At 43.5% G+C, this 13,090-nt stretch carries 8 protein-coding genes; all 8 read left to right on the top strand.

All coding sequences use genetic code 11. The features are described from left to right. Window positions 1–978 precede the first annotated feature (978 nt). The 8 genes from BCT34_RS06895 (at window position 979) to BCT34_RS06860 (ending at window position 13,006) form a co-directional block, all read left to right on the top strand. Window positions 979–2,025, top strand: a complete 1,047-nt coding sequence (locus BCT34_RS06895) for a ParM/StbA family protein (protein ID WP_102305852.1) — start codon at window positions 979–981, stop codon at window positions 2,023–2,025. Window positions 2,026–2,028: 3 nt separating this feature from the next. After that, on the top strand, window positions 2,029–2,523 hold the full coding sequence (locus BCT34_RS06890) for a hypothetical protein (protein WP_102305851.1): 495 nt from the start codon (window positions 2,029–2,031) through the stop codon (window positions 2,521–2,523). Window positions 2,524–2,749: 226 nt separating this feature from the next. Further along, window positions 2,750–3,424 (top strand): hypothetical protein, encoded by a 675-nt coding sequence (locus tag BCT34_RS06885; protein WP_102305850.1) that lies wholly within the window; start codon window positions 2,750–2,752, stop codon window positions 3,422–3,424. Between the two features lie 35 nt (window positions 3,425–3,459). Then, window positions 3,460–4,005, top strand: a complete 546-nt coding sequence (locus BCT34_RS06880) for a hypothetical protein (RefSeq protein WP_102305849.1) — start codon at window positions 3,460–3,462, stop codon at window positions 4,003–4,005. A 3-nt stretch (window positions 4,006–4,008) separates the two neighbouring features. Then, window positions 4,009–4,956, top strand: a complete 948-nt coding sequence (locus tag BCT34_RS06875) for a conjugal transfer protein TraF (RefSeq protein WP_102305848.1) — start codon at window positions 4,009–4,011, stop codon at window positions 4,954–4,956. Window positions 4,957–5,112: 156 nt separating this feature from the next. Further along, on the top strand, window positions 5,113–5,637 hold the full coding sequence (locus BCT34_RS06870; RefSeq protein ID WP_102305847.1) for a hypothetical protein: 525 nt from the start codon (window positions 5,113–5,115) through the stop codon (window positions 5,635–5,637). Further along, complete coding sequence (locus BCT34_RS06865; protein ID WP_102305846.1) at window positions 5,624–7,030, top strand: conjugal transfer protein TraH; 1,407 nt, start codon at window positions 5,624–5,626, stop codon at window positions 7,028–7,030. The genes BCT34_RS06870 and BCT34_RS06865 overlap by 14 nt, the downstream gene beginning before the upstream one ends. 3 nt (window positions 7,031–7,033) lie before the next feature. Then, window positions 7,034–13,006 (top strand): conjugal transfer protein TraG N-terminal domain-containing protein, encoded by a 5,973-nt coding sequence (locus BCT34_RS06860; protein WP_102305845.1) that lies wholly within the window; start codon window positions 7,034–7,036, stop codon window positions 13,004–13,006. The last annotated feature ends 84 nt before the right edge of the window (window positions 13,007–13,090 follow it).

Below are 13,090 nucleotides of genomic sequence, written 5' to 3'. Positions count from 1 at the left end.
GGTCGAATTCAATTCTTAGGATGTCATGGTCAATGATTTACTCTCGGGCAGGGTCGATTCCAATTCTTAGGATGTCACGGTCAATGATTTACTCTCGGGCAGGGTCGATTCCCATTCTTAGGGTGTCACGGTCAATGATTCACTCTCGGGCAGGATCTTTTTTGGAAAACTGACATGCGTCAGGCCCCCACCCTTGGTGGACGCTTTTTTTTACCCCCCTCTATATAACACTATTATATCAGGGGTAGTATACCCCTCCTAATATATGGGGAACGACGCTGTTTTTCGTGATTTTTGGTGGCGGAAACAATGGTTTTGGACTTTTTCGATACCACCAATCGTATATGTAGGAAACTAAGAGCAAAAGTGGGCAAAAAGACAAAAATACGTTCCGTACATATATTGAGGGGGGTGTCACAGGGTACGTATATTATTCTTTGCTAATGTTAAAATCCTCTGATAAAACTCAAAATTTGATACTACCAATAATATATGTAGCGCTGATGAAGACGAATTTGTGATCTAATGTCGTCACAAAACCTAGTTTGGGGTTAGTGGTGTCGAAGGTTCATAAGTCTGCATTCGGTGGCCATGCCAGTTAAAAGCGAACCGACCTTAAAAGGATTGATCGTAACCATGGCAGAGCAGAGTTCAGGCAACGTATTACATTTTTTGACTAACTAACATCAATAATCAAATAACTTCTCGCAATAGAGCACAGATAAACGCAACGTTTAGCAATAATTTACAATTCTTATGATTTCACCAACACGATTTGCAATTTGTGACCCCAAAAATCAACCAATTCCAACTTTACCGATTATTTGCCACCGTTATTCAATTTTGTACGGTTAATGATGGTTTTTTTTCAATAGTTAACGATAAACATGGAAAACACTCTCACTAATTGCTAAATCCCACTCATTTTTTGTGTATCACTAGTTTTGACAACAAAACGAATGATTGGAGTGAGTGATTATGAACAAACAATTGGAAGTTGCAGCAATCGATGTGGGCTTTGGCACCACTTGTGTTGCATCTGAAATAACAGGCGAACACTGTTATTACCATTGCTTCCCATCAAGAGCTGTAAAGGTGAATCCTTCTGAGCTGAAGCGATTGGAATCGTTTGGTACAACTCAGAGAAATACAGTGCTAGTGAACATTGACGGTAGTAGTTATGAAGTTGGTCCGGGAGTGTTGTCCAAAGCAGCTGACGCCAACGAAAGGCTCCTAAATAAGCGCTATATCTCAAGTCCGGCTTACAAGGCTTTGTTCGTCGGTGGCTTAAGCCTATTGAAAACGGATTGCATTGACTTGCTGGTGGCTGGCCTTCCTTTGAACCAACTTGATCGTAAGGATGAACTGCTCGATTTTATGATTGGAGAACATCATGTGGATGGGCGCGTGATTCGAGTAAAACAGGCTCACGTATTACCGCAACCGTTGGGCGCACTTACCTATCATGCAAAGTCCGAAGCAAAGAAAATGAACTGCGGGATTATGGAGGCACTTGGTAATCGAGCGAGAGTCACTGTTGACCCAGGTTACGGAACGACAGACTTCTTGACATCCATTGGGCTTACCATTGACGAAGAGCGTACAAAGGCGTTCGAACTGGGGCAGGGGAAAATCCTCAGAAGTCTAAGTACCTATCTGTCTGAGGCTTTAGGTACGTCCATCGGCCCTGAATTGGTAGACAAAGCATTCGACACGAAAAAACTTGAAATATTTGCTGAAACGTATGACTTCCCTGTCGCTGATGATGTCTTTGATTGCTTGCCACTAATTGACAGTTTGTGCAATGAAGCTGTCGATTTGCTTACTAACATGCTTGGTGAAGCATCCGATATACAAGAATTTATTGTGGCTGGTGGTCCAGCTCCGGATTTCGCGAGAGCACTCGAACGTGCATTTCCTAGACATACTGTGAAGTTAATCGAGAAACATGAAGTTGCCGTATGCCTCGGTTTCGCTGAGTTAGCTAGACAAATCGCAGGTGTTAATTCAAACAAGGTTGCGTAGCTTATGAATAATAGTATCGATGTTAACCTGTCGACTTGGATAGAAAGTGGGACTCTTGAAATTCCCGTTAGTCCAAAGTTTAAGCGCATCATGTTGCGCCGAATACTAAACAAAGGCGCAGTCATTAAGCGAATACACGAATCTAACTGGGAAAAAATATCTTCGCAAGTTGAGCTGACTATGCCGTTTAACGGCGACAAGGTTAACGAGAGATTTCGTATATCTAAACGTGAATTCCCCATTTTGTTAGACGAATTGAATCATTGTGAAAACAGAAGTTGGTTACTACCAATTCTTTTCCAATTGGGTCTGTTATATCACCAATTTGGCGACGAAATAGTTAATCGATTTTTGGGTAACGTGAACACTAACCACGAACGCGGTTCTTCCCAAAATACTCCTGAGATACCTAACGCTAAATCACCACAGCCAGAACCTGCGGATTTAGTATCTTCGGAACTTGTGGATAATCTGACTTCGAGCGGGTTAATAAGTTAAGGTTTAACATGGTACATTCACAATAAGTCAAGACTTAAAGTTGAGAATGTGTGTGTTTTTTTGTAAACATTGTTGTGATTTTATACATTTATGCAATAATCCAAATGTTCACTAAAACAAATTGCGTATTATGGAATTCGTTTTTTGTATAAATGAACACAACGTCAATACTGTAAACGCAACCGAACAACGCTCGTGGTGAGCTTAGTAAGGTGTTTGAAGATCAATGTTGGGATCTATCAAACTGCGTAAAAGCATGGAAGATTTACTTATGAAACGTCTAGGCCACTTGGCAGCTGTGCGTGCAATCTCAGCTCGTATATTGTCTGCTGCACACCAATCTGTTGTAACTAACAGAGAATGCTCCACTCAAATAAATTTCCTTACTAATATCGACGTAGAGCGATTTGTAAGCATTAGTCCACAGACACTGGAGAAGTTTGCTGAGTCACAGCATCATATCTTTACACTTGCCCCGTTACGTTCTGGCTGCACAAAGCAAACAGGTTTGTCGGTACTCAATACTGCAATCGAAACTGGTCAGTTTGAAAACTACCGTAACAGCTTAAATTCTTATCTCAATGTTACTTCTGAAACAACACCTTCGATCAATGAGATGAGTTTCCAGTGCCAATCTTTAATTCTCGCTATGCACAACCTTGCTCAAACCGACCCCCATTCTGCCATGATTGAGTTAATGGCAACTCAGCAAGAAATAACCAAATTTTCGGGTTTTGAGTTGTTTCAAATTGTGCGATTCACTTCTGCAGGTATCAATCCTTTCGTATTTCATGAGGGAACCGAAGCCGAGATGTTGAACGCTTTAGAAACTAAGGAATTTCAGAATCACCATGTTGGTGTCGAACGTATAAGAATGCGTTCACTAACATCTCTGATCTAAATTCGACAAGTTCACAATTTGAAAAGGATAGCCATATGTCTGAGATAAAAGTATCTGCAGCGTCTGAAATGGCGCTGAATTTGGAAACCAGAGCGCTTGATTTAGTCCGATTTGGTGCCAACGCAGCCACGATAAAAGATCTATTGGGTCAGGTGCCAAAGTCAGCTCAACATGAGCTGCTTCGAATGGACCACGATTTCAAAAAATCTAGAATGGGTAAAGACGCGAGTTTCATTCATCAAGTACCTGAAGCTTTCCCCATATGTAATAAGTTATGGGCTTATTATTCAATTCTCTCTGATGACCCAGCCGTCAAACAGCCGCTTCGCAATAACATAGACAAAATGTTAGATGCGTATGCGAGAGTATTTGATGAGTCCAGTGAAGATATTCGCAATCACGTAAACTTTAATCGTTTCGTACAAATCCTACATAGAATTGGCGATGGGACGATACACATCTTTCCGTGTGATTGTGGTACTAAGTTCATTGGCCACACTGAAAGACCAGGTAGTGGTTGTGCTCACTGTCGTGCAGAGAGAATCAGAAACCGTCGTAAGGCTAAAACTGCAGAGGTTTAGGATATGAAATTCATCTATCTTAGTCTGTGTGTTGTAAGTTCAGCGATTTTTTCAGTAACTGCACATGCAGACGCAAATTGGGTTAATGACACCAGTGAGCCCCAAGGTTGGCACTTCTATGGAGAACCAGAACCTGAAGAACCTATAAAACCCGAGCCACCACCTATTTCGGCTCCCCCTGCAAGTTCCGCTAAGTCCGGTCCTGAACCGATGTCGGCAAAATGGCTACGGGCTCACTTTATGGGCTTCGTTGGGAAAGCGATTGATGACCCTTCTCCTGAAAACATACAACGTGCTCGCTATCTTCAGCGCGTCATCATGGATAAATCTACGGCTTTTAGGGAGGCTTGGATGCATGACGTGATTAACAACCCTCTTCTTGATGAAACTCAAGCAAGGCCAACGTCAAGTTTTGCTCTTAATGCTAAGAATGAAGCTAAGAACCGTGCTGAACAGCAAGTTGTCCAAGACATTGCCCAAGAAGCAGGGCTATGGTTCTTTTTTGAGAGCACTTGTGAATACTGTAAACGTCAAGCACCGATTGTCCAACGCTTGATGAGCAAGTACGGCTTTAATGTCAATGCGATCAGTATCGACTTAGCACCTATGGAAAACGGAATGTTTCCGGAGTTCCAACCGGATACAAACCAAAAATATAAGGAGTTAGGTGTTCAAAGGGTGCCAGCGCTATTTTTAGTTGGAAACCGTGGTGAGTTTGTTGCTCCAATATCTCAAGGTATTGTCACGGAGAGTGAAATTATTCGCTTAGTTCTTATTCAGGCGAAAACCGCTAATGTGATCACAGAGCAGCAATTTAACGACGCTTCTGCCGTAGAGTCGTTGCAGCAAATCACGCGATTTGAAGACATTGATGAGGAAAGAGCTCTCAACGACGCAGACTATTTGGTTGAAATTCTAGAATCGAATTTGCGAGTCAAACAAGGGTACTAATCCTTTATATCCTCAATTTTAGAGCCTGTTCATTATCCAATGAGCAGGCTTTTTTTATATCAATAGCATGTTAATTACCGAAAAAAGGCTCGCTATTTGAATTTTTTGCTCTGGCGTTAAGTAACACTAACCATAATTCTCTATCAGGATATGGTCATGAAGCGTATATCAGTGGTTTTACTGACATTCAGTACATTAGTGATGGCTAAGGAATCACAAGAGCCCGTGATTACGTCATCGCAGACAAACATTCCCCCTCACTCTTTTAAAGCTCAGATCGTAGAAATGCCGGATTATCAGCGTTTATTTGGCGCTATCAGCTCAAATAAAAACGATATCTATGCATTAAAGGTCAACTTGTTGAATTTCTATTCCAGTTTACTCCCTGTTTTACGTTATGAAGCACTGGTACTCGAAATCCCAGAAGCGTTAACGGCCTACAGTTCTGCGGAGTCAGCCAGCTATGAACTTGCCAAGTTACATATGACAGACCCGAACTCAGTTGAACCTGGTGAATATCAATTTTACGAGCGAGTAGTACTCGAAGACAGTTATGAAATAGCGAAAGAACTCGTACTTAATGTTTTGCCATTAATACCTACGACAGAATCAATCACTAAACAAAGTGTGGTGAGTGCAGAGGCCAAACCGCAGGAGGCAATCCATCATGAAACGTATTAGGTCTTTTATCATTGCCGTTTCGATGACGTGCTCGCTCAATGTGTTGGCAAACCCAATGCAAGACGTCTTCAATGGATACTCCACTGGACATGGTGTTGTGGATTATGAAACGAGTAATAAGAAAGCCATTGCCCTCGGGTCGTTTTCATACCGTGTTAAGAGTCACGATCCAAACATAGTTAATTTTCAAGGCCCGTCAATGAAAGCGGGATGCAACGGGATTGACCTTAACCTTGGTTCGTTTTCGATGATCAAGGATTTAACTGGGATGCTGCAAAACTCAATGAGACAAATTGCCGCTGGTAGTGCGTCGTATGCATTCAACCTTGCTCTTGATGCGTTGTGTCCGACATGTGCTGCCAATATTAAATCCTTGAAGAAAGCGATGGATGAATGGAATCAGTTTTTCAAAAATTCATGTGAAGCGGGTCAGGCATTAATGGCTAATGCGGTTGGTCCATATGAACAATCCATCAAAGATACTTTAGCGATTGGCCAAGCTGCGAATTCTACTGGCGTCGCGACCGATTCTGCCGATTGGTTTCAAAACATGGTTCCGGGAACTTCATTGCTTGAACTTTCGCAAAAAGTGCAGAACGGTCAGGAACTGTTGACGGGTAACCTGTTGATCAATGGTATGAGAACTTCAAAAATGAATGTCGGTGCCGCTGATTTCTTTCCTAGATTTTCAGAAACTGTTATGTCGCTGGTCGGTACGGAAATTCGCGATGTAGCTGATAACACCAACCCAGACGCACAAGGCGTTGAAACCTCTTCAATTGCGACAACTCCAGTACCGCCAACACTTACCCTTCTAGATATATCCTTTGGTGGTTTTGACACCAGTGACCAAGTGACACGGTTGAAGTGTGATGATGGGAACCCAGATACGGTCGCGAGTTCGAAGTGTTTGGATATTTCACAAGAAACTATCGATTGGCAACCGTTAAATATTCAGTTCTTAGAAGCGCTAGATGGTACGACAGATGGTACATCGGGTGTGCTTGAAATTTATCGCACAGGGGCTCGCGGCTCTAATGACTTTGGGCCAACACAGAAATCGATCATACAAGGTGGCGGTATGGATGTGTATGGCTATATCGAACTACTTGCGACCAAATACAAGAAAAGCGACGAGGTTAAAGGCTATTACGAAGCAATTGCCAATGAATATGCTTATAACTTTGCGATGCAATTTTATGCCTCTGCCCGTTCTTATTTAGATGCGGTTGCTATTGCGGCCAAAGCAGATAGTGACGCAAACGCACAAGCTTACATCAAAGAAGCTAGAGAGAGATTGAACAATCAGATGGATATTGTTGAGCGATATTATGAACAACAAGACTCTCGCACCCGATTGAATATGTTAGTAGACAAGAGTATGGAGAACTAAGTCATGGAATTTCTCATATATACCATTGGTAATTTTGAATGGGCAAGACAGGTTTTTCTTGGTTTGTCGATGGCATTTGACCCGTCAACCGGTGATTTTGGACAAGCGAATTATCTATTCGGTTTAGGCTTAGTGCTCTCATTTTTCGTCGCAGCATTAAAACAATTTTTTGAAAAAGGTCAAATTGGCGGTGAGTTTTTAGGCACGGTGGCTAAGGGATATCTTATCTGGATGCTGTGTTTTTACCCGAGAGTGGATATCGTGGTGGAACATGCAGGTACAGGGGAGTCTGCGTATTTTACTGACATTCCAGTTGGTTTAGCTATCGGAGGCGCAGTATCGACACAAGTCCCAATCGCCTTCATTGATATTTTGAGCGACATCTTTGTGATGCCTCAAAATTCAGGTACTCACTTAGATGCTTTGAGAACCCTTGTAGCCATAGAAGGCTCAGTAAATAGCCCCAATATTCGAACAATCGGGCATGCCGATAGTGATTTTATACGCAGTATCGATAGCTACATGCATGGCTGTTTGTTTAAAGACATGGAGGTCGGCGGTGCATACCAAGAAGCAAAAGTTAGTAATGTTTTGACGAATATCGATGCGTGGGCTGCAATGGAGGTGAGTTCGACAATTTGGTTCATCGACATGTATTTAGAAGGACAGGCATCATTCATGTCTTGTAAGGACTCATATGTTGCCCTAAGTGCTTATATCGATAATGACCAATCGAAACTAGCTGATGGACTCGATGAGTTAAACGAATCAAAGGGTATTTCAGCAAGTCAAGTGAGTTCGGCTCTTCAACAGCTAGGTTCAGCCTCAATGGACAGCTATACATTCCAAATGAATAACTTCCTTGATTATCATGTTAAGAAGAATGCAATAGGCTTAGATGCTAGTCACTCCGCACGCGGTCAACTTGTTGATGCGATGGAATATCAAGCCAAACAACAACGCTTATTCACTATGGCTGGCGACAGAAACTTGTGGCTTGAAATGGCTCCCGCCACCATATCGTTTTTCGAAGCATTTGTGTGGTTTGCCGCACCTCTCATGTCGTTTTTCATCATCTTTGGTGATGGTGGTTTTAAGATCGCGGTGTCGTACATGCGCTTCTTGGTTCTAGTCGGTCTGTATCCATTCGTGATGATTTTGATTAACTTTTACCTCGACTGGTCGATTCAAAATGCCTTGGAAACTTCAATTGCTGAAAAAACCGTTTACACCATAGGGGGGTTGTCTAATTTCTACTCCGAAGCACGGAGTTACATAGCGACAGCTTCCTACATGACGACAATGGTTCCAATGTTGGCTTATATGCTTTTAAAAGGCGGCGAATACGCAACCGTGAGTATGGCTGGCAAGATCGGAGGGACTGCTCATGTTAATCCTAGTTCTGTCGCACCCGACATCGCGATTGGGGCGAAGAATGGCTCTCTGAGAATGGGTAATCACAGTTGGACCATGGGTGACAACGGGGTTGTGCATTCAACGAATCAGATCCAAGATCAAAACATGCCAGTACTAGGCGGTATGTCGAATATGACCAGTAATTTGTCTCAGACCTCCAGTATGGCGGAGTCACGAGTACAGTCAACGCAAGCCACGCATCAACAATCATGGGGAAAACTCTCTCAGGTCATGACACAGATTCAAAAAGGCAAAAGTGTACAAGGAAGCGAGTCTGGCCAGTATTCTGAAAATGCCCAATTTGCATCAAAAATTCAGACAGGCTTACAGAAGAATACAAACTTAGATACACAGGAAATCACCCAACTCATGGGCAAGTTAATGATGGGTGGGGGCGGCTCGGGTAGTGGTAATTTTAGCTGGGGAAGTGGAGATGGTACTACGCAGCAATCATCAGAATCAGCAAAGACTTCGAACCAAGTTTCTGATAGTACGCAATACACAAATGGGCAAGGTTCGAAAACAATGTCTACAACCCCTGCTGAAAAAGTGGCGAATGGACGAAATGGTCGAGGTACAGTGACCAGAACGAATAACGTTCAAGATACATCTTCTTCTAAAGCAGATCGAGTACAGGTGACCGATTCAAAAAGTAATGATAAAAGCACTAATAAGACTAACCGTGTAGGGAAAACGAGCAAATCTGATTTTTCTGTTGGTCTTGATGGCAAAGTTCAAGTTAACGCGGAAGGCGGATTTAATCTGACGGAGCGAGAGGCAGAGGCATTGCAAGCGAGCTTAGGGTACGTTACCAGTGAACAAGGTGGAACCGGTGCTCAATATACGAACCAAGAGGCGATACAAAAGGTTCACGGTCTTTCAAGGACAACTGGCTGGGGTGAAACGGGTCAAAATGCAATAGCAGACCTGAAAAGTTACGCATCAGCGAAACAATTCCAAGAAAGCACAAGTCATGCACTGGGTGTTGCGAAAAGCTTGAATCAAAACTACAGCACCAATTTCACTAATGCTGCCAACCACGATGAATTCAAAGAGTGGGTGGCTAATGGCTATAACACTAAAGCCGAACTTTCGAACATGAGTCCGGAAGAGCGTAAAGTCGTTGACATGAATGCTCGTGACCGAAATCGAGAGATTCAACAGGACGCAACTCGCTATTACAACGGCGATGTAGGCCGAGCTGCGGCGGTTCTTTTCTCAAAAGAAATGACAGACCAATATCAAGACGTAGCAGGCTCGAAAGACATAAATTCAATGAAATCGGGCTTAATGGATATATCCAATAAATTCGCTGAAGCCGATACTTTAATTGGAGATAAAGCGCTAAATAATATGTCGCACAACTTCGCCACTATGAGTGACAACCTATCGTCTGTGAAAGATACCACCAGCAATGCAGCAGTAGCGGGTGTGCCACAAGAAGTTGCCAAACACCACAACGAGTTTGATAAGACGAGAGATACGCGATTGGGTGATGTTGGTACATTGTTGACCACCAAAGACATCAAAGCTGACCACGCTGAAAATGTTGAGCTTGCCCGTGATAATGCCGGAAAAGTTGCTCCAGAGAAAACTGCAGAGGTCGAGGCAATCAAAACGGCCACTGATACAGTTAATCCGACTCCAATTTCTCAAGAAGTTAAGAGTGCTGCTAAAGATGCTGGTGGATTAGTAAACGGCGTTGCAGCGAGTCTGGTTTCTCAGGTTCACTCTGCGACAGAGCAACAGCTTTCTGAGCCAGCCAAAGAAAATATGAAGCACTTAGAATCACCTTTAAATAAAGGTGCTGATTTATTAACAAGACCACAAATTGCGACAAACCCAAGTGCTCGTGATTTTGGGCTCACAACGAACTCCGAAGGCGTGTATGGTGCCGCAGTGATCGCGCTAACCAGTGATGAGAACACGCTTAATAAAGACGGGTTACTAAGTGACACCGAAATCAAGCATCACAATAATGCGGTTGGAAATATAGAACAACTAAGAACACAAATGTCAGAAGACGAGTCATTTGCTAAAGAAGTAGGTGGGCTTGCGTCTGGAAAATACACAATGGAAGCTTTAGAGGACTACAAACTGTTTATGGGGGGTTCTAAAGATGGGTTCAGAGATGTTGATTACAACAACGTTGCTCATGTTGCTTCAACACTAGGAACTAAGCTGTCCGACGAACAAGTATCCAACTTATCTGAACAGTCAGAGGTGAATAAGAACTACGATGTCGTCAATGGCAAGTTGTTATCTAAGCATAACTTCCAGATTGGAACAGAAGATGGGGCTGAACACCAGAAAGCTTACCACGCAGCGAAAGATACACCGAATGATGTGAAGTTGTCACAACTTGAAGCGACAGGTAAAGAGCAAAACGAAGCTGCAATTAAAGAGGGCCAATCTAACGGAACGACGCCATTAACGGGTGTTAATGACGCCGTAGCGAATACAGCGGTGCCAGGTTCTAAACCGTCAAACGAACCTTTGCAAGTCCCAAGTTCAATGAACAAATTTGCAGAAACAGCAGCGCAAAGTATCGCTTTAATGGAAGCCTCTGACGGTAGTGGTATGACTGATGATCAGAAAGCTAAAGTGTTTGATGCCATTGAAAAGAACACAATGACGGTTAAAGAAGGTTCACAATTGTTCAATTCAGTCGGCTCAGGTGAAGTCACGGCTAATCAAGCGATTTCCGAAGTAGAAGACAAAGAACAGCTTTTGGCTTCTAACCAAAATAACGGTGTTGTTGGTGAATCTGCAGGTGGTAACAACGAGCCTGCACCGGTTGCCCCTTCGACCACAGTTCAAACGCAACAAAATTCCCAAGGGAATGAATTAACGGGAATGGCCAAGTTAGCGTCAATGGTCGTGAGTGCATTGCCAAGTACGTTATCACCTACAAACAATGAGAACGACCAATCTTTGAGTCAAAATAACGGTAACCAAGGAACTCCTGAATCTAATACCGAACCGAAACAAGACAGAGCCGGTAGTGAAGATACGCTAAAAAACCAAGGTCCAACAGCACAACCGAGTACGTTCACACCTGCGCCTCAAGTATCAAGCGCTACACCACAGCAAGCAGCGGATACCGTGGCAACGAACCCTGAGAGTTCACAGCCACAGTCTGAGACTCTAGTAGCGAGTGCTTCACCGCAGAAAACGACCGACAGCGTGGCATCGAACCCACGTCCTGTAAGTTCAGAGCAGCAGCAAGCGCCACAATCAAGTACTGTGACGCCTGCGACTCAAGTGGCAAGCGCTACACCACAGCAAGCAGCGGATACCGTGTCAACGAACCCTGATAGTTCACAGCCACAGCCTGCGACTCAAGTAGCGAGTGTTTCACCGCAGAAAACGACCGACAGCGTGGCATTGAACCCACGTCCTGTTGGTTCAGAGCAGCAGCAAGCGCCTCAATCAAGTACTGTGACGCCTGCGACTCAAGTAGCGAGTGCTTCACCACAGAAAACGACCGACAGCGTGGCATCGAACCCAAGTCCTGCTAATTCAGAACAGGACGGTCCTGCTAATCTGGGCCAATTTGCCAATATTCCTAATACTCAGGCTGATGACGTTCCAAACAATGAATATAAGGTAGGAAATCAAACTCAACTAGCAGCACTTAATGACCCTAACTCGCCAACTGTTACAGGTAGTGGAGCGATGGATCAGGCATTACTCGAATCATCTCAATTTAGTGGAATGGCCGATGGTGATAAGGAAATAGTTATGGAGGCAATCGCGAATGGCCAACTGACAGCTGATGAGGGAGTTGAAATATTCAACGCAGTTCAAAGCGGAGACATCAATTCAGAGGATGCAATCCTGATAGCTAACGGAACGAAAGAACTATCAAATGTGATGAGTGAACAGTTGGCATCTAATAACACCGGCACTCAAATCAATGAGCCGACTCAACACATAGACCAGTCAGGTGCGAACTCTTCAGTTATTGAGGGGCGTGACCAAGCCACGACAGGTCAGTTTGAAACACAATTAGCATCTGAAAGCACTAGTCAGTTCGATAATTCGACCGCTCCTTACAACGGTACTGATAATGATACTGAAGTAAGAGAGAGTGGATCTCAATTGGCATCGACTAGCTTTGATGCTCCGAATGAAGGTACTACGGAATCTAGTCCGTCTGTCTTTGAAGCATCGGAACAGCCAGTTAACGATCACTCAGATACTGAAGTTGCAATGAGTAGTCCTAACCAGATCGACAATTCGACCGCTCCTTACAACGGTAATGATACTGATACTGAAGTACGAGAGAGTGGTTCACAGTTGGCATCAACTAGCTTTGAGGCTCCGAATGATGGTACTACGGATTCTAATCCACCAGCCCCAAATGCCGATTTAGACAACAATGGTGGCAAACTTGATATCGCGAGAGCGTTAACTACAGGTGACAAAACAAACCTAGAAATGGACGCAGACGAAATCATTAATGGAGACAAGCTAGATACTGTCGTTGGTTTAGGAGGTTCGGTAGGCGAAATAGACGGTGATGTGAATTACGACCAAGATACGAAATTGACATAATGCCGAAAACGATATCGTTCCAGCGATATTTCTAATAACTAAACCCTATTGGTGTATACAAGTGCCAATAGGGTTTTTTTTAGG

It is taken from the genome of Vibrio sp. 10N.261.45.E2 (assembly GCF_002875705.1).
Taxonomy (GTDB): Bacteria; Pseudomonadota; Gammaproteobacteria; order Enterobacterales; family Vibrionaceae; genus Vibrio.
This window is presented reverse-complemented; position numbering and strand designations above follow the sequence as displayed.

Bases quoted from the DNA above. Each gene is read 5' to 3' on its own strand.
- BCT34_RS06870 (WP_102305847.1), top strand. From the start codon at position 5,113: ATGAAGCGTATATCAGTGGTTTTACTGACATTCAGTACATTAGTGATG.
- BCT34_RS06865 (WP_102305846.1), top strand. From the start codon at position 5,624: ATGAAACGTATTAGGTCTTTTATCATTGCCGTTTCGATGACGTGCTCG.
- BCT34_RS06880 (WP_102305849.1), top strand. From the start codon at position 3,460: ATGTCTGAGATAAAAGTATCTGCAGCGTCTGAAATGGCGCTGAATTTG.
- BCT34_RS06875 (WP_102305848.1), top strand. From the start codon at position 4,009: ATGAAATTCATCTATCTTAGTCTGTGTGTTGTAAGTTCAGCGATTTTT.
- BCT34_RS06860 (WP_102305845.1), top strand. From the start codon at position 7,034: ATGGAATTTCTCATATATACCATTGGTAATTTTGAATGGGCAAGACAG.
- BCT34_RS06895 (WP_102305852.1), top strand. From the start codon at position 979: ATGAACAAACAATTGGAAGTTGCAGCAATCGATGTGGGCTTTGGCACC.
- BCT34_RS06890 (WP_102305851.1), top strand. From the start codon at position 2,029: ATGAATAATAGTATCGATGTTAACCTGTCGACTTGGATAGAAAGTGGG.
- BCT34_RS06885 (WP_102305850.1), top strand. From the start codon at position 2,750: ATGTTGGGATCTATCAAACTGCGTAAAAGCATGGAAGATTTACTTATG.